Source organism: Shewanella sp. SM101 (assembly GCF_025654465.1).
GTDB classification, from domain to species: Bacteria; Pseudomonadota; Gammaproteobacteria; order Enterobacterales; family Shewanellaceae; genus Shewanella; species Shewanella oncorhynchi.
This window is the reverse complement of record NZ_JAKKRH010000013.1, coordinates 1-25998: the sequence shown is the minus strand read 5'-3', so window position 1 is coordinate 25998 and position 25998 is coordinate 1. Positions and strand designations below refer to the sequence as shown.

General features: G+C 47.1%; 21 protein-coding genes. 16 read left to right on the top strand and 5 right to left on the bottom strand.

Annotated features, from left to right (window positions below):
* Positions 1–281 precede the first annotated feature (281 nt).
* Entirely contained in the window at positions 282–746 is a 465-nt protein-coding gene (locus tag L5M38_RS08975) for a DUF523 domain-containing protein (protein WP_263178932.1), read from the top strand.
* A 7-nt stretch (positions 747–753) separates the two neighbouring features.
* Here the strand turns inward: L5M38_RS08975 and L5M38_RS08970 are convergent, their stop codons facing one another.
* From L5M38_RS08970 to L5M38_RS08960, 3 genes are all read right to left on the bottom strand, one after another.
* Positions 754–1698 (bottom strand): acyltransferase, encoded by a 945-nt coding sequence (locus L5M38_RS08970; RefSeq protein ID WP_263178871.1) that lies wholly within the window; start codon positions 1696–1698, stop codon positions 754–756.
* 13 nt (positions 1699–1711) lie between these two features.
* Entirely contained in the window at positions 1712–2608 is an 897-nt protein-coding gene (locus tag L5M38_RS08965) for an acyltransferase (protein WP_263178870.1), read from the bottom strand.
* A gap of 112 nt (positions 2609–2720) precedes the next feature.
* Complete coding sequence (locus L5M38_RS08960; RefSeq protein WP_263178868.1) at positions 2721–4247, bottom strand: YifB family Mg chelatase-like AAA ATPase; 1527 nt, start codon at positions 4245–4247, stop codon at positions 2721–2723.
* A gap of 217 nt (positions 4248–4464) precedes the next feature.
* Here L5M38_RS08960 and L5M38_RS08955 point away from each other — a divergent pair, with 217 nt between their 5' ends.
* From L5M38_RS08955 to L5M38_RS08940, 4 genes are all read left to right on the top strand, one after another.
* Positions 4465–5613, top strand: coding sequence for a YwqG family protein (locus L5M38_RS08955; protein WP_263178867.1), 1149 nt, complete (start codon positions 4465–4467; stop codon positions 5611–5613).
* Positions 5614–6305: 692 nt separating this feature from the next.
* Positions 6306–7334, top strand: coding sequence for an ABC transporter substrate-binding protein (locus L5M38_RS08950; RefSeq protein WP_263178866.1), 1029 nt, complete (start codon positions 6306–6308; stop codon positions 7332–7334).
* A gap of 45 nt (positions 7335–7379) precedes the next feature.
* Positions 7380–9164, top strand: coding sequence for a GGDEF domain-containing protein (locus tag L5M38_RS08945; RefSeq protein WP_263178931.1), 1785 nt, complete (start codon positions 7380–7382; stop codon positions 9162–9164).
* A gap of 755 nt (positions 9165–9919) precedes the next feature.
* Positions 9920–11236 (top strand): hemolysin family protein, encoded by a 1317-nt coding sequence (locus L5M38_RS08940; protein ID WP_219251771.1) that lies wholly within the window; start codon positions 9920–9922, stop codon positions 11234–11236.
* A 193-nt stretch (positions 11237–11429) separates the two neighbouring features.
* Here L5M38_RS08940 and ilvY read toward each other — a convergent pair whose 3' ends face one another.
* A complete protein-coding gene (gene ilvY / locus L5M38_RS08935; RefSeq protein ID WP_105250471.1) occupies positions 11430–12302 on the bottom strand; it encodes an HTH-type transcriptional activator IlvY in 873 nt (290 codons plus the stop codon).
* 237 nt (positions 12303–12539) lie between these two features.
* Between ilvY and ilvC the strand changes: the two genes are divergently transcribed.
* The 11 genes from ilvC (at position 12540) to L5M38_RS08885 (ending at position 25034) form a co-directional block, all read left to right on the top strand.
* On the top strand, positions 12540–14018 hold the full coding sequence (gene ilvC / locus L5M38_RS08930; protein ID WP_263178864.1) for a ketol-acid reductoisomerase: 1479 nt from the start codon (positions 12540–12542) through the stop codon (positions 14016–14018).
* 706 nt (positions 14019–14724) lie between these two features.
* On the top strand, positions 14725–16398 hold the full coding sequence (gene ilvG / locus L5M38_RS08925; protein WP_263178863.1) for an acetolactate synthase 2 catalytic subunit: 1674 nt from the start codon (positions 14725–14727) through the stop codon (positions 16396–16398).
* Complete coding sequence (gene ilvM / locus L5M38_RS08920) at positions 16395–16652, top strand: acetolactate synthase 2 small subunit (RefSeq protein ID WP_006083459.1); 258 nt, start codon at positions 16395–16397, stop codon at positions 16650–16652. The genes ilvG and ilvM overlap by 4 nt, the downstream gene beginning before the upstream one ends.
* A 212-nt stretch (positions 16653–16864) precedes the next feature.
* Positions 16865–18724: a dihydroxy-acid dehydratase gene (gene ilvD / locus L5M38_RS08915; RefSeq protein WP_263178862.1), complete on the top strand. Its 1860-nt coding sequence runs from the start codon at positions 16865–16867 to the stop codon at positions 18722–18724.
* A 17-nt stretch (positions 18725–18741) separates the two neighbouring features.
* Positions 18742–20337: a threonine ammonia-lyase, biosynthetic gene (gene ilvA / locus L5M38_RS08910; protein WP_263178930.1), complete on the top strand. Its 1596-nt coding sequence runs from the start codon at positions 18742–18744 to the stop codon at positions 20335–20337.
* A gap of 271 nt (positions 20338–20608) precedes the next feature.
* Positions 20609–21742 (top strand): pyridoxal-phosphate-dependent aminotransferase family protein, encoded by a 1134-nt coding sequence (locus L5M38_RS08905; RefSeq protein WP_168825972.1) that lies wholly within the window; start codon positions 20609–20611, stop codon positions 21740–21742.
* A gap of 1 nt (position 21743) precedes the next feature.
* Positions 21744–22004 (top strand): hypothetical protein, encoded by a 261-nt coding sequence (locus L5M38_RS08900; protein ID WP_263178861.1) that lies wholly within the window; start codon positions 21744–21746, stop codon positions 22002–22004.
* Between the two features lie 501 nt (positions 22005–22505).
* Positions 22506–22745 (top strand): hypothetical protein, encoded by a 240-nt coding sequence (locus L5M38_RS08895; RefSeq protein WP_263178860.1) that lies wholly within the window; start codon positions 22506–22508, stop codon positions 22743–22745.
* Positions 22746–22763: 18 nt separating this feature from the next.
* Positions 22764–23126, top strand: coding sequence for an imm11 family protein (locus L5M38_RS24585; RefSeq protein WP_411569303.1), 363 nt, complete (start codon positions 22764–22766; stop codon positions 23124–23126).
* A gap of 47 nt (positions 23127–23173) precedes the next feature.
* Positions 23174–23692 (top strand): DUF4303 domain-containing protein, encoded by a 519-nt coding sequence (locus L5M38_RS08890; protein ID WP_219251764.1) that lies wholly within the window; start codon positions 23174–23176, stop codon positions 23690–23692.
* Between the two features lie 478 nt (positions 23693–24170).
* Positions 24171–25034, top strand: coding sequence for a Tim44 domain-containing protein (locus L5M38_RS08885; protein WP_263168428.1), 864 nt, complete (start codon positions 24171–24173; stop codon positions 25032–25034).
* A 227-nt stretch (positions 25035–25261) separates the two neighbouring features.
* Here L5M38_RS08885 and L5M38_RS08880 read toward each other — a convergent pair.
* A partial coding sequence (locus L5M38_RS08880; protein WP_263178859.1) for an IS4 family transposase occupies positions 25262–25998 on the bottom strand: 737 nt, incomplete at its 5' end.

Genomic DNA, 25998 nt, shown 5'->3' with positions numbered 1-25998 from the left:
CCTCCCTTGGTGGATTGTCAACAATGTGTTTACTTAGACGTAAGTCTATATTTCAATAGCTTTCTGTTTTTGTCATTGATTTTTATCATTTTATTTTTATTATCTCGTTATTAATATTTTATGTTATGAATATTTAAATATTAAATTGTCAACAATGGCGTGGTTTAACCTTCCAACCTCGTTGCGGATGTTGATGGTTTTGGGGGAAATCGTCCAAATGCATTTGGCATGTTTATCCTTCGCGTTATGCTATTGGCGGAATGAGACATTTGGGGATGACAGTGGAAAAAGTGTTAGTGAGCAGTTGTTTACTCGGACAAGCGGTGCGCTACGACGGTGGCCATAACTTGATGGAGAGCGAGCTGGTGCAAACGTGGCTCGAGCAAGGGCGGATTGTGGCGATTTGTCCCGAATGTGCAGGCGGTTTGCCAACACCTAGACCGCCAGCGGAGCGGATTGGACAGCGCATCTTAACTGCCCAAGGTGAGGATGTGACCCACGCTTTTAGTCTGGGAGCCGATCTCGCGCTTAAGCTGGCGCAGCAACACGGGATTAAAGTGGCGATTTTAAAAGCCCGCAGTCCATCCTGTGGTAATAGGCAGATTTACGATGGTCAATTTGTAAAACAGTTAATTGCGGGACAAGGATTAACAGCTGAAAAACTCAGTGCCGCAGGAATAACCGTATTCAATGAATTGGAGTTATCCGCTGCAGCGGAATGCGTTGCTGAACTAGAGCAAAGCTAGAGACGAGCTAGCTTGCTTGAGTGTGATTGGGGCTGGTGGCCTTATTGTTCACACTTTGATGTGTTTGGAGTAAAGCATGAATTTGTTGATCTTTTTCCGCCCACACTTGGTTTAACCAGCGTTGGAATTCGACGCGGTACTCAGACTCAGAGAAATAACGTGCCGCATCGACCTGAGGCACGGGCAGGGCGTTAATTCGCACAATAATCTTACTGACCTTACCATTCATCACCCCAAACAGAATATCTTCAGGCGCATCTGGGTAGACGATTGTCATATCCAGCAGGTTAGTAAATTGTTCGCCCATGGCTGATAAGGTAAAGGCGATACCACCCGCTTTAGGACGTAACAAATGTTGATAAGGCGAGTTTTGGCGCTGATGTTTATCTTGGGTAAAACGGCTGCCTTCAACATAGTTAATGATCGACGTGGGCATATTGCTAAACTTGGCACAGGCGCGGCGTGTGGTCGCTAAATCTTTGCCCTTAAGCTTTGGATTCTTTTTAAGTTTTGCTGGGCTGGTTCTATTCATAAATGGCATATCCAGCGCCCAACATCCTAGGCCCATGATGGGCACATAGATGAGTTCTTTTTTGAGGAAGAACTTCAGCATAGGGATGTGGTTACGTAACACGTAAGTTTGCGCGGCGATATCGAATCCACTGAGGTGGTTACTGATCAGCAAATACCAGCTGTTTTTATCGAGTCCTTCGAGCCCTTTGACATCCCACTCAATTTTAGCGATCAAATACAAGATGCCACCGTTGCAGCAGGCCCAAGCCCACATAAAACGGTTCATGACCGCAGTCACCGCATTGCGCGCATTTTGTGCTGGCATCACAAGTTTCACTAATCCGCCAATGCTGATAAGCGAGCCCCAAACGGCGGTATTAATGATCAGCAAGCTTAAGCTCAGCATAAACAACACTGAACCAGGCAGGAAATTCAACATAGTGGCGTTACCTTTATTCTTTATTCGCTTGGCTAGCGAGTTGGCTTAACACTTGATCCTTAGTGAGCCAGAGTTGATTCAGTTGTTCTTGGAAGCCAATTTTAAAATCGCGGTCATTCATATAATCGCCACGCATCGCAGGATCAATATCGGAGACCTTGATGTGTACTTTAACGCTTGGCAACTTGCCTGTCAGGTAGTCCCAATAGCTCGGTACTGCGTCTGGGTAGTAAATGGAGACATCGACTAGCTTGTGGATCTGTTCACCCATGGCTGATAGCGCGAAGGCCATACCGCCCGCTTTAGGTTTTAGCAAATGTTGGAACTGTGAGTTTTGTTTTTGATGCTTAGCCTTGCTGAAGCGCGTGCCTTCGACAAAGTTCATCACACTCACAGGCTTAGCCTTAAACTTAGCACAGGCTTTACGTGTAATTTCAATGTCTTTGCCCTTTAACTTAGGATTCTTACGCAACTGCGCTGTGCTATAACGACGCATAAAAGGAAAATCGAGTGCCCACCAAGCTAGGCCTAATACAGGCACAAAAATCAGCTCTTGCTTGAGGAAAAACTTTAAGAAAGGGATTTTTCGGTTAAAAATCCGCTGCAGGATCAGGATATCGACCCAAGACTGGTGGTTGGCAATCACCATATACCACTCTTTAGTGGAAAAGTCGGTGTCACCACTCAGTTCTATTTTAACGGGATGTAAGCAACGCTCAATCACGCCATTGACGCTGATCCAAGCGCTGGCACAAAAATCGAGCACATGACTAGTCGCAGTCCTTAATGGACTGATAGGTATCAGTTTTACAAAACTGATTAACACGATTGGGATAGTCCAAAAGATGGTATTTATAACGTAACCTAAAAATGCAATACAGCCTTTTATCTGTGAAAACAGCATTCCCATCCGAGCCCCCTGACAAAAATTGGAGGCCTATGTTACTCGGTGTAGGCGTTTGGCTCAATCTTAGGCACAGCTGGTCGGTGCATTTGTTCATCTTCACTGTAAAGCTGCTGACTCAATATTGCTGGGATAGTCGTGCCAGCAACCTATCCATAGCACGATAACCCAGTGCTTGGGCAAGATGACGGCGTTCGGTATTAGTGGCTTGTTCAAGATCGGCGATAGTGCGGGCGACTCTTTGTATACGATGAAAACTGCGAACAGATAGGCCAAGCTTGACCACGCTTTGCTCCAAAAACACTAAATCAGCATCACTGAGTCCGCTGAAGCGTTTCAATTGTTTCCCTGTAAGTTCGCTATTGAGCACACCAGCACGGGCGAGTTGTAGCTCACGTGCTAGCTTCACTCGTTTGGCTATATCTTGGCTGGTTTCTGTCTGCGGCGCGACTTGAGTCAAAGTGCCCGCGGGAAGTTTGGGCACTTCTATGGTCAAGTCGAAACGATCGAGAAACGGACCTGAAAGCCGCGAAAGGTAACGTTGGATTTGTTCAGGGCTGGATCCATGATGGCTATCCAAGTCGCCACTAGGGCTAGGATTCATCGCTGCGATTAATTGGAATCGACTCAAAAATGTCAGCTTAGCGGCGGCGCGGGAAATCACCACTTCGCCGGTTTCCATCGGTTCGCGCAGGCAATCTAAGACTTTACGCGGAAATTCAGCCACTTCATCCAAGAATAATACACCGCGATGGGCGAGGGAGATCTCACCTGGTTTTGGGATACTGCCACCGCCGACGAGGGAAATCGAAGAACTCGTGTGGTGCGGCGCCCTAAATGGTCGCTGTAAAAAATGCTGCGGTTTAATGTCGAGTCCAGCAACGGAATGAATTGCCGCCACTTCTAACGCTTCCTCATAATTGAGTGCGGGCAATAGCGCCATCATGCGGCTGGCAAGCATGGTCTTGCCAGTCCCCGGCGGGCCTAGCATCAAGAGGTTGTGGTTACCCGCAGCGGCAATTTCGAGTGCTTGCTTGGCCTGATATTGGCCAATCACATCGCTCAGGCAAGTATGGGACTCGGGTGTCTCTTGGCTTACCCATTCTAACTGTGGCGCCAGTGTGGGCAGTTGGTTTTGCCCTTGTAAATACGCGGCTAGACTTTGCAGATGCGAACCAAATAACACATTGGGATAGCCGACTAGCTCGGCATCGTGGCGGTTATCTAGCGGTAAGACCAAGGTATGGTCTTGGCGCTTTGCAGCGATAATCGCGGGCAATAACCCTTGGCAGTAACGTATGTGCCCTGACAGTGCCAGCTCGCCGACAAACTCGATATTTTTTAAACTGTTAATGGGAATCTGTTCCGAAGCAGCCAATATGCCCACGGCGATGGGTAAGTCGTAGCGGCCACCTTGTTTAGGTAAATCAGCTGGCGCGAGATTGACGGTTATCCGCCGCATTGGAAACTCGAATCCCGCATTGATCAAGGCACTGCGTACTCGCTCACGGGCTTCTTTTACCGAAGCTTCGGGTAAGCCTACAAGATTAAATGCTGGTAAGCCGTTGCTGAGATGCACTTCAACTGTGACTTGAGGAGCTTCGACCCCACAACTGGCTCGGGTATTGACGCAGGCAATCGCCATAAACAAATCCTTTTGTTGATCTTTTTCGCTGAATTTGAGTGTAGCAGTAATTAATGGGAGGGGTTTCCTATCGCCTAGGTCGCTGCCCTTCTCATTAGCAAGCCGTTGACTCCGGCTTTGCTAATCGTGTGATAGGCTTGGCAATTTGCCTTATTTGAAGGTGGCAAATAGTTGATAGAAATGATAAAAAAACAAATATTGGAGTCGTGAGGTAAATATGGATATGTTGTTAGCAGAAAATTCCCCCATTCGTCAGCAGCTGCTAGAGCAAAAGTTGGCGCAGTTTAAAGACCCGCATCTTGCCCATACGCTTTCGGCATTTATTCGAAGTAGTGTCGATCTCTATCCCTGTGCAATCGAAGACTATGGCCAGTTAGGTAATAGCCGACTGGGTGGATTGCCGGATTTGCCTGTTGGCATGGATTATCCGGTGACTTTGGTCGGAAGGGAGGAGATGTTGGATGGCTATGTTGAGAGCTTTGGCCATACCCGCGAGTTTATTAATGAGCATTGGCGGGAGGACTGGCAGGACGATTGGGAGACTGATGAGGAGCATAATTGGGATTGGGACGAGGCGGCGCAAGCCTTCCGTGTGCCCATGCAATTTATCGCACAGCTCAACTGCAGCGACCTGAAGGCGTTTCAATCTTATTTGCCTCGAGAAGGGCGATTGTTGTTCTTTTTGGAGCGCTGGCGATTCTCGGAAATGCTTCGCGGCCATGTCTATTATGTCGCTGAGGATCAACAACTGAACTCTGGAAAAGCGATTGCCGAACCTAAGTTCGACGATGCGGTATGTGCAAACTATGAGTATGAGGCGGCTTATCAACTTAAGGGGATTGCCAGCATTAAGATGATAGCCACTGACATGATTAACAGTGACAACCCGCATTTATTGCATTTAGCTAAGGCACGTTTACAAGAGTTACCTGAACCGCAGCAAGCTATGGTGCTACAAGCCCTTGAGGTTGTGGATGATGAATTGGCATCTGAGTGGCAAGATCAGCTCTATTTCTTTGATCTGATGAAAATGAATAAGCATGGGTTAATTCCCGGGCAGATTTTCACTCAAGCGCTGTGGGCGGCACTACCTGAATGGCAGTCATCCAACCTGCAGGAATTGCTCGTTCCCGAGCAGCCGCTGCCCTATTTCGATGGGATAGCCAGCATTAATGGCCATGGTGATAGCCGCTATAAAGCACCCGAACTCCGCGCCGCAGCTGAATTAGGCGGCAATGCCGAAGATTATCTAGTACTGTTCAAAGTCGTCTACAGTGAGCATTCTATGCAATTGAATTTTATTATCCACCGGGACGATTTAGCCTTAGGAAAATTCGATCGCATTTACTGCATATATGATTATTAGTTCATCGAAAGGTTGGCTACAGCCAACCTTTTTGCTGGGCGATACGGGCTACACAGCAATAGGAGTACATCGAGACGATTGAAGGTGTATGTTGCGACCGATTAAAAGAAGAGTCACAAGCACAATTTAGTGCCTTTGAATGAATATGAGTTATAAAGGATTGATTCTGGGAGAAATGATTACCACTGAACAGATTGAGTGCTTGATAGTTATATTTAATTATTTCAATCAGTTAATAGAGATTAGTCAACCTATGCCATTATATGAGGGCATCGATGAGTAGTCTCATTTGGTTTACCCTCCACTGAAAATCATGGTTCCCCTCCCACGACCTTGATTCAATTTGACCGCTAGGCTGCATTAACGTCTGAGTTCTAACTTGTATTCCTTTTAAGTCCCCGTCATTTTCTCCGTGGTTAGGTCGCAAGACTGACCATAAGGCCGCCACTTACATCCCCATAAACATTCTGCTACTGAGCCACTCGACCCCTATATACCGACAGGGTGTCTGAATAAATAGTCAGCATATAAAGTATACTTTGTATCATTTTGTGGTTTAATCGAAACATCTGCTGCCGATTTAAGCAACATTTTGGGCGGCGATGCGGTAACAAGGTTGTGAATCGATAATAATAAAGTTACCTCTTGTGAAGGATGACATTTGAGGGAACATGGTCGAGGAGAACTCGCCTATGCGTTCGTGGATGTTAGCGTGTGTGTTTATCTGTACTGCGGGTTTTGGTGGGGCAGCATGGGCAAAACTCGATGTGGTTTTCTTTAATCCTGGGGCTGTCGATGACAGTTTTTGGGGAGATGTCGACCAATTGATGTTGGCGGCATCGACGACACTCGATATTAAACTCGATATCATTCATTCCGATCGCAATCACTTCAAGATGATCACCCAACTCGATGAGTTGTTAGCTTCTGCAAAAGCGTTACCTAATTACGTTATTCTGGTTAATGAAAAACAATCCGCGATAAAAATGCTGCAGGCGCTTTATCCTCACCCTGTCTATGTGCAATTGATTTTAAATGATATTTCCCCTGGTGAGCGTGATGCCTTGCTGCAAGATCCCCATTGGCAAGAATATCTGTTACCTGCCATTATTCCCGATAATTACGCTATTGGTTCGGCGACCGCTAAGGCCTTAATGGATGATTTAGAAGGAAAGGCGGCTAAAGTTCTGTTGATTTCGGGCGATAAATCGACGCCTGCTTCAGTGCTACGAACCCAAGGCGCCAGTGACTATTTCTTTATGCAGTCCAATGCCACTCTGACTCAAACGGTTTATGGCCAATGGAGTGAGGCTGTGGCTTATGGGCAAGCGTTAACCCTGCTGAATCGTTATCCTGATCTGAATGTGATTTGGACCGCCAGTGATCGTATGGCGATTGGGGTGCTTAAAGCATTGAAGGAAAAAGGCTTAGTCTCAGGTAAGGATGTATTTGTCAGTACGATCAATACGTCACCTGAGATTTTACAGCTTTGTCGCCAGCACTCTGTGAGTGTTATTGGTGGCGGGCATTTTTTGGTTGGCGCTTTAGGTTTGGTCGAATTGCAATATTATCAGCAGCATAAAAAATATCTCCCCTATGACAATGTTGCCTTGTTCGGTATTTTGCAACCAGATTCGGCATTTTATCAAATGTTAGTTGCTCGAGATTGGCCACAGATTTTCCAGTCTCAGATTTTGAATAAGTTGCCCCTCAAGGCGTAATAACAGGTGTACATGAAGCATCGTAATCATTCTATTAGCCACAAGATGACGCTGATTATTATTGGGGTGAGCTCGTTTTTTGCTGTGTTAACTATGCTGGTACAGTTGATTTGGAACTATCAGGATAGTATCGATAATGCGACTTCGGATATCCGCGAGTATTCAGAATCTATTTTGCCAAGCGTGGCTAAGTCACTGTGGGACGTCGACCGTAGCTTGTTATCGGATTTGCTCTCTGGACTGGGGATGATGCCATTAGTGTCGAGTGTACATTTAGACAGTATCGATGGCGTCACTATGCATCTGGGTAAACCTTTGTTAACCGATGATGAGTCGCAAACTCTATTTCACTATCCTGTGACCTATCAAGAGCAGTCGATAGCGACTTTGACCGTAGGGTTAGATACCAATCGGCTTTACTACGAGCTGTGGCGGCAGTTGATTTTTATCGTGCTCGGTAATGGGTTAAAGACCCTATTGATGATTTATTTGATTTTGACCTTAGTGCGACTCATGGTGACAGATAGATTGTCGGCATTGGAAGATTTTACTAATAAAATCAATCTTAACTCGTTAAAAAAGTTATCTGTGCCCGAGACGGTAACCGCAAGACCCGATGAAATAGCCCATGTGGCATTGTCACTTAAGGGTATGTATCAAAGGATACGTAATGATTTAGCCATTAATAAACGTCAGCAACGTGCACTGCAACAACAGCAGCATTTATTGTCTGACTTAGTCAAAGAACGAACTAAAGAATTAGATTGGCAGTCGCAGTCGAATCAATTATTGGCTGAGATTTCGTTTCAATTTTTGAGCATAGATACCTGCAATGTGGATAAAACCTTAACTGAGGTATGCCACAAAATAGGTCAGTTATTTGATGTTGAAAGGGTGAGTCTTCTCGAATTCCATCAGCAGCATGCCTATTACCGCAGCTTTTGGACCAGTGACTTACACGCAAATAAGGTCCAAGTGATTTCGGTGGACAATATTGCTCAATTGGCTAAAAAATTCGAGACGGAATCGACCTTAGTGATTGAGGATCTTGAGGCGTTAAAGGCTTTTTCACCACAGGAATATGAGGTAATGAAATCCGTGGGGATATGTTCGATTGCCGCCTTTGCGATTAAAAATGCTGGGGAGTTATTGGGATTGCTCTCGCTGTCGACTGTGTCGCGGCCATTAAATTGGAACGCCCAGAAAAAGAATATGCTGACCCAATTCGCCTCCGCATTGAACGAGTTACTGCTACGCGAACAGAAAGAGCGTCAGATGATAGTGCTACAACAAGCGCTGGTTGCCGCGAATAGCCAATTAAAGGTGATGGCTGAAACCGATGAGTTAACTGGCTTAGCTAATAGACGACCCTTTACCGAAAGATTAGCTACTGTGCTACAAGCTAACACTCCAGCGGGATTGTTAATGTTGGATATCGATTATTTCAAATCCTACAACGACACTTATGGTCATCTTGAAGGCGATACTGTGCTCAAGCGAGTGGCAGATGCCTTAGCACAGTGCGATATCCTGCCGCATAATGCTCTATTGGCTCGCATTGGTGGTGAAGAGTTTGCTTTGGTCGTCGAGCAGGTCACGCCAGCACAGTTAACGGCTATTGCTACGCAACTGTGTTATCTCGTTGAGCAACTCAATATTCCCCATCAAGTATCTCCCTTGGCTGTGGTGACGATCAGTATTGGCAGCGTGTTTTTGCCATTAGATAAGATCTCGGGGTTTAAGATGGCCGACGTATTACGCCGCGCCGATGTTTGCCTCTATCGCGCTAAGGATAAAGGTCGCAACAGAGTCGAGGTTGAAGTGATTTAATGGGAGCCGGTTGAAGGTGACGTTACTCTTTCGCCAAGATATCCCAACGCGTTGCTGGATTGGCTACTGAGCTTCAAGAGTCTAGGCTCTATGCTGCAAAATTGGAGACATATTCGGTTAGCATCACCACGCCACAGACGCCCTCAATCATGCTAACTAATTGATAACATTTATGTGAAACATAGCGGTAGATAAGTCGCTAAGATAAAAATTACCCAAGGTGAGGTAATATTAGGCGGCAGATGAGATATAATCTGCCGCCTAATGTCGATTTAGCGATGCACTCTGAGTGACATCCATGCTGCCATTCTGGACGTATTTTACGTAACGCAACTAAGCAAAGCCACGACTGCATAGTCAATTCTATTGGTTTAAATGTACGTTCTAGCAGCTCAATATCAAAGCCACCGCGCTCGGATGTCTAATGCCATCGAGTCGAGTAAAATAATTAAATGCTGTATATTCAGTCGCTTCGACATAAAAAATTACTTAAATGATGCAAGTGCATTAGCGCTATGCGTGGGCTGCGAGAGCGGAGTCACGCATAACTCGTGAATTTGCAGATATACTGAGTGCACCCTAAGGATTGTCATCTAAGCGATCATTCATCTTTGGGGTGAAAGTGGTCAATACAATCTTGTTGTGCAGCGACCAGACAAAGCAAACTTTGCTCAAATACAATGAATTCAACTGACTCGCGAGCAATAAAGCGCGGGTTGGTCCTAGTTAGTCCAGTGTTAAATGAAAGGTGTTACATGAGTCTCTTTGATAACGTGATGATTATATTGTGTCTAATCGGCGCGAGTTGTTTTTTCTCTATGTCAGAAATTGCACTTGCCGCTTCACGTAAAATTCGTTTACGTCAGTTAGCCGATGAAGGCGATGCACGAGCAGAAAAAGTGCTGCAGTTACAAGCCGTTCCCGGCAGCTTTTTTACGGTAGTACAAATTGGTCTTAATGCCGTTGCCATCATGGGCGGTATTGTGGGTGAGTCGGCATTTCGGCCTTACTTCTATCAATTGCTTTCCCCTTTAGTCGCCGATCCTTGGTTGAGCCAATTGAGCTTTGTTTTATCCTTCATAGTGGTAACCAGTGCCTTTATTTTAGTCGCCGATTTAATGCCAAAACGCATTGCCATGGCGATGCCTGAGCCTGTCGCTTTAGCCGTTGTCGGGCCTATGTCTTTCTGTATTGTGCTATTACGCCCATTAGTGTGGTTTTTCAACGGCATGGCGAGTGGTATCTTTAAACTGCTACAGATCCCAACGGTGCGTAATGATGCCATCACCTCTGACGATATTTATGCCGTCATGAATGCGGGTGCCGAAGCTGGGGTGCTAGATCGCGGTGAGCAACAGATGATGGAAAATGTGTTTGAAATGCAAACCGTTTCTGTAACTTCGGCCATGACGGCCCGTGAAAGCTTAGTGTACTTTTTACTGCAAGACAGTGAAGAAGATATCAAGCGTAAAATTTCTGAAGATCCCCATACTAAGTTCCTCGTCTGCGATGGTCAGTTGGATATGATCAAAGGCTTCGTGGATGCGAAAGAATTGCTGATCCGTGTGATCAACGGTGAGAATATCATCTTAAAAGGCAGTAACTTAATCCATACTTCGCTGATCATTCCCGATACGCTGAGCCTGTCAGAAGCGATGGAATACTTTAAAAATAGTCGCGCCGATTTTGCCGTGGTAATGAACGAATACGCCTTAGTGGTGGGGATTGTGACTACTAACGATCTACAGCGCGCCGTAATGGGGGCTTGGTCATTGCACGAGAGCGAAGAGCAGATCATCGCCCGTGATAGCAACTCTTGGTTAGTCGATGGAGTGACGCCTATTACCGACGTAATGCGCGCCTTTGGTATTGAGGAGTTTCCGCATAATCAGAACTACGAAACCATTGCTGGTTTTATGATGTATATGCTGCGTAAAATCCCTAAGCGTACGGATTTCGTGAACTATGCGGGCTATAAATTTGAGGTGGTCGATATCGATTCGTACAAGGTCGATCAGCTATTGGTGACTCGTATCGATCCTATTGATAAGCTCAACTCGCCGGATGTGTAATCCTGTCATCTTGTGTTGATTGCCTTGCGATAGAAATCCTGTGGCAATAGTTTGTTAGCACCAATTTGATAGCAACTGTTCGATAGTGAAGCGGTTCTCTTTAGCTAAGTTTTTAGCTTTTTGAGAGCCGTTTCGGTTTTCTATCTCGTTGAAACTCTTCACTCGCACTTTTATTTTGTATTACTTTCCCCGTTTAAATCACATCCAAAAACGCATTAACGATGGGATCATCAAGTCGTTTCACTTTGCAGCAGCAACCTAACTCGAACGGTGGAATAGCAACCGGCGACGAGAGTAGCTGAATGCGATCTCGCACTGGGCTATTATTGATCACCACTTCGGGGCTCATGCTCACGCCGCAACCTAACGCTACCATAGAGGCGATCGCTTCCTGTCCCGAGACTTGGGCGTAAATATTAGGGCTGATGCCCATTTGTTTGAACCAGTTATCGGCGCGGCGCCGTCCTGGGCCGTGATCTGGGATGATAAAGGGTACGCTCGACCAATCGATGGGCGTTTGGCTAACTTGTTGCTGTACTGCACAGCGGATCGTCGGTGCGATAATCGACAGCGGCACATCGTCGATTTTGGCAAAGTGTAAGCTGCTGGGGAAAGGATCGGGCAGGGCAGCGATGGCGATATCGGCGCGATTCTGCTGCACTTCGGCCAGTGCGTTCGCTGCATCTCCCGTGGTTAAGGCGATTTCGACGAAGGGATGCTCTTGGCGGAATAGATCCAATAAACCCGGTAAATGACTGTAGGCGGCAGTGACCGAGCAATACAGATTTAACCGACCGCGCAGCACGTCCTGCTTGAGATCGATACTGTGCTTGAGTGTGCTCCAATGGTTCAAAGTCTGCTCGGCGAATCGCTTAAATTCGTGTCCCGCGTGGGTTAAGGTCACGCTGCGATTATCCCGCTCTAACAGCTTAGCGTTCACTTCTTCTTCTAATCTTTGCAGTGCTCGGCTTAAGGTCGATGGGCTCACATGCATCTGCTCCGCGGTCTTGGCGAAGTGCAAACTGTCACATAAGTGCAGGTACAATTTGAGGGTACGAATATCCATAACTTATCCTGTTTAGCCTGAGCCTGAGCCTGAGTGCTGCATATTGCCGCCGATGTTGCTGCCAGTGTTACTGAGCGTTATTGCGGCTGACGTTGCGTATAATGCAATATGAAGTTTCGAATATATCATTTTAAGCAATGATAAGCATGGGTTATAGTGATTTCAATCACAACCAAGTCGTAACATTATGTTAGTTTGGTTGCGTCCAAAATTTCTGACTTATAGGTGGTATATCAGATGGCTAACTATTTTAACTCTCTGAATTTACGTCAACAATTAGCACAGCTTGGCCAATGTCGTTTCATGGATCGTTCTGAGTTTAGCGACGGCTGTAACTACATCAAAGATTGGAATATTGTTATTTTAGGTTGTGGTGCTCAAGGTCTTAACCAAGGCTTGAACATGCGTGATTCGGGTCTGAATATCTCTTTTGCCCTGCGTCCTGAAGCGATTGAACAGAAACGTGCCTCATGGCAAAAAGCAACTGATAACGGTTTCCGTGTCGGTACCTTTGAAGAATTAATCCCTGCGGCGGATCTGGTCCTTAACCTGACGCCGGACAAACAGCATTCAAACGTGGTTAAAGCGGTTATGCCACTGATGAAGCAAGGCTCTACCTTGTCTTACTCACACGGCTTCAACATAGTTGAAGAGGGTATGCAAGTTCGTTCCGATATCACTGTGGTGATGGTTGCGCCTAAGTGCCCAGGTACTGAAGTGCGTGAAGAATACAAACGTGGTTTTGGTGTGCCTACCCTTATCGCGGTTCACCCAGAAAACGATCCAAACGGTGATGGCTTAGAGATTGCTAAAGCCTACGCTAGCGCAACGGGTGGAGACAGAGCCGGTGTTTTACTGTCGTCTTTCATCGCAGAAGTGAAGTCGGATCTGATGGGCGAGCAGACCATTCTGTGCGGTATGTTGCAGACGGGTGCCATCTTAGGTTACGAGAAAATGATCGCCGATGGCGTTGAGCCAGGCTATGCGGCCAAGCTTATCCAGCAAGGTTGGGAAACGGTCACTGAAGCGCTGAAACACGGCGGCATCACTAACATGATGGACCGTTTGTCTAATCCAGCCAAGATTAAAGCATTTGAAATTGCAGAAGATTTAAAAGAAATTCTGCAACCATTATTTGAAAAGCACATGGATGACATCATCAGCGGCGAATTCTCACGCACTATGATGGAAGACTGGGCAAACGATGATGCGAACTTACTGCGTTGGAGAGCCGAAACTGGCGAAACAGGTTTCGAAAATGCGCCCGTATCGAGCGAGCATATCGACGAACAAACCTATTTCGACAAAGGTATTTTCCTTGTCGCTATGATCAAAGCGGGTGTGGAACTGGCGTTCGATACTATGGTGTCTGCGGGTATCGTGGAAGAGTCGGCCTATTACGAGTCACTGCACGAAACCCCACTGATCGCTAACACGATTGCCCGTGAGCGTTTGTACGAAATGAACGTAGTGATTTCAGACACAGCCGAATACGGTTGCTACCTGTTCAATCACGCTGCCGTACCTATGCTGCGTGACTATGTTAATGCCATGTCATCTGAGTATTTAGGTGCTGGCCTGAAAGACAGCGCAACCGGTGTCGACAACCTAACGCTCATCGCTGTTAACGAAGCGATTCGTGAAACGGCAGTGGAATATGTTGGTGCTGAGCTTCGCGGTTACATGACAGATATGAAGAGCATTGTTGAGGCTTAAGTGATAGTTAGTTAAGCCCAGCATTGGGGGAGAGGGTTGAGACTCAAAGGACTTGGGTCTCAGCTCAGTTCCCAAGCAAGCTCAAGATAGTGAAACGCGCATCTTGAGCTTGCTTAGTGATGAATCAGCTTAGTGATGAATCAGCTTAGTGATAAATCAGTTAGTGAGAAACAAATTTTTTCCTGTTCAGTGGGTTGTCGAGCGGGCAAAAACGACACAGTTAGTGAGTCTATCGTTCAGTAGGCGCATCGCGCCGACTGAGGCTCAACAGTTAACGTTTTACTTTGTTGTTTTGCATTGTCTCGGCAGGGAAGCTGAATTTTTTTTGACAAAAGATATTTTTTATTGTGTTTGGCTGTCGCTTTATGGTAAAGCTAATAGCTCGCGGTAGGGCAAAGTCCAAAGCGAAACTAACTTTCATGCAATACCCCAATTTTAGAAACACCGATTAGGAATCCATATTGATGTTTAACCAAGCTGCCAAGCTCATTCTCGTGATTATTACCGTCGTGATTATTAAATCACAGCGGGGGCGGCGCATGGCAAACTGATAGACCTAAAAGGTTAGAAGTTTCGAAAGAACCCCCCGCTCCGAAAGGACCGGGGGGTTCTTCGTTTCAGGGCCTAGAGCGAGGTCCAAGCTTCGAAAGAGTAAAAAATTAGCGTCGATTTTCGGCAATTCAGGACTAACGTAGCGAGAGAGAATATGGAACCAGGGCAGATGATCAGAGGCGCAGACGCGGTAATCAAAGTGTTAGCAGCACATGGAGTCACCACAGTGTTTGGTTACCCAGGTGGTGCCATTATGCCAATATACGATGCCCTCTATGGCAGCCCTGTCGAACATCTGCTCAGCCGTCACGAACAAGGCGCCGCCTTTGCCGCCGTAGGATACGCCAGAGCCAGCGGTAAAACTGGCGTGTGCTTTGCGACCTCAGGCCCTGGCGCGACTAACCTGATCACTTCCTTAGCCGATGCCCTGTTAGATTCTGTGCCTATGGTGGCCATCACTGGCCAAGTTTCTACCGCCGTTATCGGCACCGACGCCTTTCAAGAAATCGACGTGCTGGGCATGTCACTGAGCTGCACTAAGCACAGTTTTATGGTGACAGACGTCAACGACCTGATCCCAACCTTGTATCAAGCCTTCGAAATCGCCGCATCCGGTCGCCCTGGCCCTGTGCTGGTCGATATCCCGAAGGATATCCAAATCGCCCAATTGGAATATCGCACCCCTTTGCTGGCTGTGATGAATGAACCCCAAGCCGAGATGAGTGATATCGACGCTGCCCGTGCACTGTTGACTGAGGCTAAACAGCCTATGTTGTATGTCGGCGGTGGTGTAGGCATGGCGGGCGCGGTCGATCAACTGCGTGAGTTTATCAAAGTGACGGGCATACCTTCGGTCGCAACCTTGAAAGGGCTGGGCAGTATTGCCCACGGCACACCCGGTTACTTAGGCATGTTAGGCATGCACGGCGGCAAGGCGGCTAACTTAGCGGTACAGGATTGCGATTTGTTGATCGTGGTGGGTGCCCGTTTCGACGACCGAGTTACCGGCCGTTTAGCGAGCTTTGCCGACAAGGCCAAAGTGATCCATTTAGACATCGACGCCGCTGAGCTGGGCAAGTTACGTATGCCAGAGGTGGCGATAGCCGGTGACTTACGCCAAATCTTACCCGCCTTAGCCATGCCGATGAACATCACGCCTTGGCAGACCGAGGTGGAGCATTTATCCCGTAAGCATCAATGGGATTATCAACACCCCGGCAGTTTGATCTACGCCCCCGCACTGCTGCGCCGTTTAGCCAATAAATTACCCGAAGACAGCGTAGTGTGTTGCGATGTGGGCCAGCACCAAATGTGGGTGGCCCAGCATATGTGGTTCCGCCGCCCTGAAGATCATCTGTCCAGCGCGGGCTTAGGCACTATGGGCTTTGGTTTGCCCGCCGCCATTGGTGCGCAAGTGGCCCGTCCCGATGCGACTGTGGTGACTGTGTCTGGCGATGGTTCTTTTATGATGAATGTGCAGGAACTGACCACCATCAAACGCCGCAAGCTGCCAGTGAAGATTGTGCTTATCGACAATCAAAAGCTTGGCATGGTGAAACAGTGGCAACAGCTATTCTTTGAAGAGCGCTACAGCGAAACGGATTTATCCGATAACCCAGATTTTGTTTTATTGGCCTCCGCCTTTGATATCCCCGGCCGCACGATTTTCTCTTCCGACGAAGTGGAAGAAGCCTTAACCGAAATGTTAGCGGCTAAGGGCCCGTATTTATTACACGTTGCAATCGACGATGCTTTTAACGTTTGGCCACTGGTGCCCCCCGGCGCATCAAACAGCGATATGATGGATGAAATGGAGAAACAAACATGATCCACTCTCTGGAATTAACGGTTCAACAACGCCCCGAAGTGCTTGAGCGTGTTTTGCGCGTGACTCGCCATCGTGGCTTTACGATTACCCAAATGCAGATGCGCATGAATGACGATGCGAGCCTGTCGCTGGATATGGAAGTCGATAGCGAACGTGCCATCGAACTGTTAAGTAATCAGCTGAATAAACTGATTGATGTGACTCAATGTAAGGTATTGTTACCGCTGAGCTTGCAACAAACGGCTAATGCTTAAGGCCTTGCTTGGGTTCATTTTTAGTCCCTGATATTGGGGCGACTATTTGTATAGTGCCCGAGAGTAAGAGTGCCAAATAGTATGAGCGCCAAATAGTATGGGTTAGTGCCAGATACTATTTAGCGACAGATCTTGAGGCGAATGCGGCAAGTGCAGCATTCGTCATGTGAATTAAGAATACGATTTTCGATTTGAGATAAAGGATACAGTCAATGCCAAAGTTACGTTCAGCTACCAGTACCGAAGGCCGCAATATGGCGGGTGCCCGTGCGCTATGGCGCGCCACAGGGGTGAAAGACAATGATTTTGGTAAGCCAATTATCGCCATTGCTAACTCCTTTACTCAGTTTGTACCGGGTCACGTGCACTTAAAAGACATGGGCTCACTGGTGGCGAGCGCCATCGAGGAAGCGGGCGGTATCGCAAAAGAATTCAATACCATTGCCGTTGATGACGGTATCGCCATGGGCCACGGCGGCATGCTTTACAGTCTGCCATCGCGCGAGCTTATCGCCGACAGTGTGGAATACATGGTTAATGCCCACTGCGCCGATGCTTTAGTGTGTATCTCCAACTGCGACAAGATCACCCCTGGCATGTTGATGGCGGCGCTGCGCCTCAATATTCCCGTCGTGTTTGTGTCCGGCGGACCGATGGAAGCGGGTAAAACTAAGCTGTCAGATAAGCTCATCAAACTCGACTTAGTCGATGCTATGGTGGCGGGCGCCGACTCGAACGTAAGCGATGAAGACAGTGCCAAAATCGAGCGTAGCGCATGCCCAACCTGTGGCTCTTGCTCTGGCATGTTTACCGCCAACTCAATGAACTGTTTAACCGAAGCACTAGGGTTATCGCTGCCGGGTAACGGTTCTATGCTGGCAACCCACGCGGATCGCCGCGAGCTGTTTTTGGAAGCGGGGCGCCGCGTGATGGCGCTGGCAAAACGTTATTATCATCAAGATGATGAATCGGCATTACCACGCAATATCGCCAACTTTAAAGCCTTCGAAAATGCCATGACCTTAGATATCGCCATGGGCGGTTCATCTAACACTGTATTGCATTTATTGGCCGCCGCGCAGGAAGCCGATGTTGATTTTACCATGGCGGATATTGACCGTATGTCGCGCCTTGTGCCGCACCTTTGTAAGGTTGCGCCATCGACGCCTAAATACCATATGGAAGACGTGCACCGTGCGGGCGGCGTGATGGGGATTTTAGGTGAGCTAGACAGAGCCGGATTACTGCATACCGATGTGTTCCATGTGGCGGCCGATGAAGGTGGCAATTTGAAGTCTGTATTGGCGAAATACGATGTGATGCAGACGGAAGATGAAAAAGTAAAACACTTCTTTATGGCGGGGCCTGCGGGCATTCCGACCACTAAAGCCTTTAGCCAAGATTGTCGCTGGCCGTCACTGGATAATGACAGACAAGAAGGCTGTATCCGTAGCCGCGAGTTTGCCTTCAGCCAAGAGGGCGGGCTTGCCGTATTGTCGGGCAATGTTGCCGAAAACGGCTGTATCGTTAAAACCGCGGGCGTAGATGAATCTAATCTGACCTTCATCGGCTCGGCGCGCGTTTATGAAAGCCAAGATGATGCAGTGGCGGGCATTTTAGGCGGTGAAGTGGTGGCGGGCGACGTGGTTGTTATCCGTTACGAAGGCCCGAAAGGTGGCCCGGGTATGCAAGAAATGTTGTATCCAACCAGTTACTTAAAATCACGCGGGCTAGGTAAGGCCTGCGCGCTGATCACCGACGGTCGTTTCTCTGGTGGTACTTCTGGTTTATCTATCGGCCACGTCTCACCCGAAGCTGCCGCTGGCGGCACTATCGCCTTGATTGAAAATGGCGATCGCATCGAAATTGATATACCAAAACGCAGCATCAAGCTGGCGGTAAGCGATGCTGAACTCAATGCTCGCCGTGAAAAAATGCACAGTCTTGGCCCAATGGCGTGGAAACCAATTGGTCGCCAACGTTATGTGTCACTCGCACTTAAGGCCTACGCCATGCTAGCCACCAGTGCCGACAAGGGCGCGGTGCGCGATCGCAGTAAACTGGAGGACTAATTATGTTTACTGCATCTATGTTGCCACTTGCATCGCAAACTCAGGCGGATTTAACTCATTTTCAGTTGGCACAAAGCTATCTGCAAAAAATCCTGTTGTCATCTGTGTATGACATAGCGAAAGTGACGCCGCTTTCCAGCATGAACAAGTTATCGGCGCGTTTGGGTTGTCAGGTATTTTTGAAGCGCGAAGATATGCAGCCAGTGCATTCCTTCAAGTTACGCGGTGCCTATAACCGTATCGCCCAGCTGACGAAAGAAGAATGCCAGCGCGGCGTGGTGTGCGCTTCGGCAGGCAATCATGCCCAAGGTGTGGCGATGTCGGCGGCGAGTCGCGGTGTGGATGCTGTGATTGTGATGCCCGAGACGACGCCCGATATTAAAGTCGATGCGGTGCGCCGTTTAGGTGGCAACGTGGTATTGCACGGCCAAGCCTTCGATCAAGCCAATGGTTTTGCGATGGCGATGGCTAAAGAAGAGGGCCGAGTTTATATCGCGCCCTTTGATGATGAAGCGGTGATCGCAGGCCAAGGCACTATCGCCCAAGAGATGTTGCAGCAGCAGCGCGATCTTGAAGTGGTATTTGTGCCCGTGGGCGGCGGCGGTTTAATCGCGGGTATCGCGGCCTATTACAAGGCGGTAATGCCGCAGGTGAAAATTGTCGGCGTCGAGCCAGAAGACGCCGCCTGTTTAAAGGCGGCGATGGAAGCGGGCGAACCTGTGACGCTGGCGCAAGTCGGTTTATTTGCCGATGGCGTGGCGGTTAAACGTATCGGCACTGAGCCGTTTCGAGTCGCGAAACTTTATGTCGATGAAGTAGTGACTGTCACTTCGGATGAAATCTGCGCTGCGGTGAAAGATATCTTCGAAGACACCCGTGCGATCGCCGAACCCGCAGGGGCCTTGTCCTTAGCTGGGCTTAAAAAATATGTCAGCGCTAATGCCAATGGTGATTGCGGCAATGGTGAAAAGGTCGCGGCGATTTTAAGTGGCGCGAATGTGAATTTTCACAGTCTGCGTTATGTGTCGGAGCGCTGCGAACTCGGCGAGCAGAAAGAAGCTGTACTGGCGGTGAAAGTCCCTGAGCGTCCGGGAAGTTTCTTAACATTCTGTGAGTTGCTTGATAAGCGGGTGATGACAGAGTTTAACTATCGTTTCAGCAGTCGTGATCTTGCCGTGGTGTTTGCAGGCATTCGCTTAAGCCGAGGCCAAGGTGAGCTAGAACAAATAATTGCCACCTTAGAGGCTAATGGTTTTGAAGTGCAGGATTTATCTGGCGATGAAACTGCGAAATTGCATGTGCGTTATATGGTCGGCGGTCATCCACCAGAGCCCTTAGAGGAGCGTTTATTTAGCTTCGAGTTCCCCGAGCATCCCGGTGCGCTGCTGAAGTTTTTAACGACCTTGCAGAGCAAATGGAATATCAGTTTATTCCATTATCGTAACCACGGAGCGGCCTTTGGCCGAGTGCTGGCGGGATTTGAAGTGCCCGCGGCGGATGCCTTGCCGTTCCAACAGTTTTTAACTGAGTTGGGTTTTGTCTATCAAGAGGAAACCCAAAGCCCTGCCTATCAGCTGTTTTTAAATGCGGGAAACGGCAACAAAGTCTTATAGTGTTAGTGATGAAGAACATCGGCTAGATGGCATTTTAAGCAAAGTTAGGCACTAGTTAAGTCAAAGTTAGGCTAAAGGAGGGGCGCACATGCGCCCTTTTTTGTGGTAGTTTTGTAGACTTAATACTCTAGCCGCCGATTAATACGTCACAGTTAAGTTACTGACTTAACCCGTTATCGATTAACAGGCAGTTTCTGAAAACAGAACGGCTAATGAATAACGAATTAATATCCAGACCTCGACCTGCACCTGCACGCATTAAGGAGACATGATGTTACCAGCACCGCGTTTTACCGCTTTTAATCCTCCTCGCCGTATTTTAATGGGCCCAGGCCCGTCGGATGTCTATCCCGAAGTGCTTGCGGCGCAGTCCAGACCTACGGTTGGCCATTTAGATCCGCTGTTTGTCGGCATGATGGATGAGCTTAAGAGCCTGATCCAATACGCCTTCCAAACTAAAAATGAAATGACCATGGCGGTATCAGCGCCGGGCAGTGCGGGCATGGAAACCTGTTTCGTTAACTTAGTCGAGCCGGGTGAGAAGGTGATTGTCTGTCGTAACGGTGTGTTTGGTGAGCGTATGCGCCAAAACGTCGAGCGTATGGGTGCCATTGCTGTGCTGGTGGACAATGAGTGGGGCACTCCTGTCGATCCAGCCGCAGTAGAAGCGGCACTGAAAGCCAATCCCGATGCCAAATTTTTAGCCTTTGTGCACGCCGAAACTTCTACTGGTGCCTTGTCCGATGCTAAGACCTTGTGCGCATTAGCCAAAACCTATGGTTGCTTGAGCATAGTTGATGCGGTCACTTCCCTTGGCGGTGTCGAGTTAAGGGTCGATGAATGGGGCATAGATGCTATTTATTCCGGCAGTCAAAAGTGCCTTTCCTGTGTACCGGGTTTATCACCTGTGTCTTTCTCACCTGCTGCCGTCGAAAAACTCAAGAATCGCAAGACCCCAGTGCAAAGTTGGTTCCTCGATCAAAGCTTAGTGATGGCCTATTGGACCAGCGCGGGTGGCAAACGTAGTTACCATCACACTGCGCCAGTGAATGCGCTTTATGCACTGCATGAATCCCTGCGTATTTTAGCGGCCGAAGGCTTAGAGAATGCATGGCAACGCCACCACGAAATGCATTTAGTGCTGCGTGCTGGGCTTGAAAAGTTAGGGCTTAACTTTGTGGTGGACGAAGATTCGCGCTTGCCACAACTTAACGCAGTTTACATCCCCGCTGGTGTCGATGATGCTGCGGTGCGGACTCGTTTGCTGAAGGATTACAACCTCGAAATCGGCGCCGGCCTTGGCGCCCTTGCGGGCAAAGCATGGCGCATCGGCCTTATGGGCTTCGGTGCTCGCCGCGAGAATGTCGCCTTATGCCTCAAGGCATTAGAAGAAGTGTTGAACTAATATGCCAAGATTACGCTTTGCCCTTTGCGGCCTAATGATCGCTTTGCTCAGTGCCTGTTCTGTGAACAATACCAGCAATGCGTCCTGCGATTTTGTGCGCGGAACCAACAATAATCAAAGTATGCGTGAGGCGAGCGGCCACGATACTGGCAGCGCCGATGAGCGACAAAAAGATGTCGGTATCGGCTTCTTGAATGTCATCTTCGGCGGCATCAGTCGAGCACTTTCTTCCGATAAGTCATCGGATGGAAAGTGTTTGTAACTTAGTTAGTTTTAGTGGTTTTGATTAAACGAAAATCCCCGAAATGCGGGGATTTTTTAATTTTGTTAATAAAGTCGCTTTTGGCAGCAGGTAATATTGATTTAGCACTGTCATTCCAGTGACTCGCCGACTTTAGTTTAAAAAATAAGTTGACCCTATCGGCCCTACGGCGGTATCTGCTGTATATGGCTAGATTTATAACAAGCATAGAATGTCGCGAACACATGGATGTGAATGAGCGACCATGCCGCCAATGGTCACTTCCACGACAGTGCTTAATCCCGTTAAACCCTTGGTATACCTGATAGTCTGTTATTTATAATTATGCATTCCGAGAATTTAATACCAAGAATTTAATAATGGTGGTTCGTTAAGCTTTTTTGACTTGCGAGGAAATATTATTGCTGGCAACAGAGTAAAACGATGTTTAAAATAAATTCAAGTTTGTGCTAATGCTTTCTTAGGGACATTAAACTTTTAACCTATTACAGGGTAGTTATTATGAGTATAAATCTACAGCCATTTTTTATTGTGCAATCAGATCCTGATGGTAAGGGAATACCGTATTTTATGGATAAACATTGGACTCCTGAGCTACCTGACTATGAGTTTTATGACTCACCACCATGTGAGGGTGATTTTTTAAATGCTTATTCTCTTAAAGCAAAAACATATCAACTGAATGGTGATTATTTGGTTGATGAAAATTTATTTTCTAATGAAATGTTATACTTGTGTTAAAAATTAAATGTTAAGTGTATTCGTATTCCTGTCGATATTAACTTGCATCGAGGATTGCGTCCGCAGAAAAAGTACTTTTTATTTTTTCCACTAAGTTATTTGTCTATCTTAGATAAGGATGAGTCCACTTATACTATCTCGATTGACTTAGATTCTGGAAAATTGAACACGCAAGAGGAACGTGGGTTAAAGAAGACATATTATGAGTCTATAGATAAATTTAAAATAAAGAATAATATTCGTGAACATTTATTCTTTTGTAACGAGATAGCGGCTTCTGTATGTTCTATTCAGTTTAAAAATGAGTACGAAGCTCTTGGTTTAACAGGGGTGAGTTTTAAGGAGATAAATGATAATTATCAGTATTCTGCATGGAGCTGAGTGCATCATAAAATGAAAATATTGAAGCTAAGTACAAGGAGTGAATAATGGACTGGATTGAGTTAGAAGAAAAATGCTTTGAAATTACATACGATACAATCAAGATGTTATTGTTAGAAAATAAAGATGAGGCATTCTATGCGGTATCTCTTTACACTGACAGTAGTGCCATGTCAGCATCATTAAGTGCTAGCTCTGAGGGTAAGCTTAAAAGCATTCTCGCTGCTGAAGAAGATCAAAGCATAGAGTGTGAAAATTACTATAGATGGGCAGTATCTGAGTGGTTTTATGACGGATATAATGCGGGAGCCTTCTCCAAAATAAGTAAGATGCTTCGAGAGGACTCATCTCGAGAAATAAACTTTGCAAAGTTTAAAAATAAACTAATTCAGACATTATCAAACGTACTGGTCAGAATAAAAAGAGAACTGCCTATTGAGCTAAATTCGACAGTGTGTTTTGTTTCAATTACTGACGACGATGAGTCTGAGGAAATAGAAAACTCTTCTGCAAAATTAATAAACGATGCACCACTTTCAATGGCATTTATTTTAAGGTTTGACTAATTAATCGTACAGATTTATCTATAAAAATAGAAACATAATCATCTTTTTTAAAAAGATGAAAAAAATAGGACAAACGCATATTTTCTTCATGGCGATTATTCTAAATCTTGATTCAAAAGATATGACTGCTGAGATGGTCACCTCTGTCTGGACTTCGGTTTGGGTAGTTCAGGCTATCAGAATGTACGGCAGTTTATGGGATTAAGCACTGGCATGTAAGTGACCGTTGGCGGCATGGCCGCTCATTCACATCCATGTGATCGCGACATTCGTATGTCCATATACAGCAGATGCAGCCGTCGAGCCCGCATGGATGACTTATTTTTAAACCAAAGTTGGCGCGTCACTGGAATGACAGTGCTAATCGCAACTCACTAAATATGCACAGGACAATCAGCCTTCGCTTTTTGCTAATTGACATATAATGTCATCCCGCTATTATGGCAGCACCTCAGATTACACGAACAAGATCCTATAAATGAAAAAGTTATTTATTATGCTGGCGATGATTTTTGCGGTTAGCTTAGTTACTAGCCCAGTCGTTGAAGCAAAAAAATTCGGCGGTAGTAAATCTATTGGCAAGAGTCACCAAACGGCTCCGGCTCAACCAGCGGCGACCAACACACCGACTACGGCGCCAGCGGGAGCGCCGGGCAAAAAAGGTATGATGGGCGGCATGTTAGGCGGTTTATTAGCAGGTGGCTTATTGGCTGCGCTGTTTATGGGCGGTGGTTTTGAAAATATTCAAATCATGGATATTTTGATTATCGGTTTGCTGGCATTCGTGCTATTCAAAATCGTCCGTACTGTGATGGCCTCAAAAGCGGGTGCGCAGCCAAGACCAGCCTATGCGGGTGCTGGCCAACCCAATCCAAATATGCAGCGTCAACAGACTGAACAAACAGGTTTTGCCACCAATACAAACAGCGGCAGCAATGGTTTTGGCCAAGCGACAAGCGCAGTTCCCTTCGATTTGCCTGCCGGTTTTGATTTACCAAGCTTTTTGGAAGGCGCTCGTAGTCACTACAAAACCCTGCAATTGGCGTGGAATGAAAACGACTTAAGCAAAATCCAAGAGTATGTTGCTATTGATCTTTACAATGAACTCAGCAACCAACGTCGCGAGTTAGTGGGCGATCAGCACACAGAAGTGATGTTTTTGGATGCAGAACTTGTCCGCGCCACACACAATGCAAATCTTGCGGAAGTGAGTGTTAAATTTAGCGGCCGCTATCGCGATACCGTTGAAGGTGTAGAAGAGGACATTAAGGAAGTATGGCATTTGGAGCGTAACGTAGCGCAAGCCAACTCACCTTGGTTAATCGTGGGTATCGAACAGTAATCAGCTCAGTGTTTAAAGCAGCCTTAATCTCTTAAGGCTGCTGTTTACATCCCCTTTCGTTTCAATCCAGCCTTCCCTAACAGTTCAACGTCATCGATAGATTGAAAAAATCCGGCTGTCATCGCATTCACTATTGGCGGCAGCAAGACTTTGCTGATTATTTTAAAGTAGTTAATTAGTGCATCAATTGCTAAATAAAAAATCCCCGCACTTAGCCTGTCTCTTGATCACATCTTTTGCTCAAGAGACAAGGCTAGCTGGTAACCTTCAAGGATGGTTTGCAGTTTAAACCATCCTTGCCATAACCTTTCCCAGCCTACAATTCCGCTTCGTTTGCTGTCATTCCAGCCCGCGAGTTTTCCTAATCTTAGATAAGCCCAATGCACACTGGGGACTTGTTCGGGCGGTTGGCTTTTTTCCGTCTTTAGCCATAACAACTTCCAGGCCAATGGGCTTAACAGGGTATCGCAAGGCCGTTTTTTCGCTTGTTCAGCTTGGCCTGCGTAACAACGTAGTTGCTGGATACGTGTGGCGATAAATGCCAGAATCACAATCATCCGCTCCAAATTATCTTTGCTTTGCATCCGTAAGTCTTCCACCTGCGTTCCGCCCGTTTTCCAGGATTTATGGAAGTCTTCAATCAGCCAGCGGCGCTCGTAGTAGTCAAGAATTTGCTGCGCCTGCTCTGCTGTTGTGATTACCTCAGTGGTCAGCAGGTGCCAACAGAGGCCATCTGCGCTGTCTTTCTCCTGACAACCCACATAAAACAGCGGCACAGACTGGCCCGTTTTATTCGCCGGAACCTTCACGGTAATGGGCGCAAAGCGGATATCACAGTGCGCAACTCTGGCTTTGCGACCGCCTTTTTGTTGCACCTGTACCATCCGCTCACCGGCACTTTGCAGCGTCTCACTAAACGCATAGAGTTTGTGCTGGTCTTCTTCAATACAGCGGCTTGCGGCTT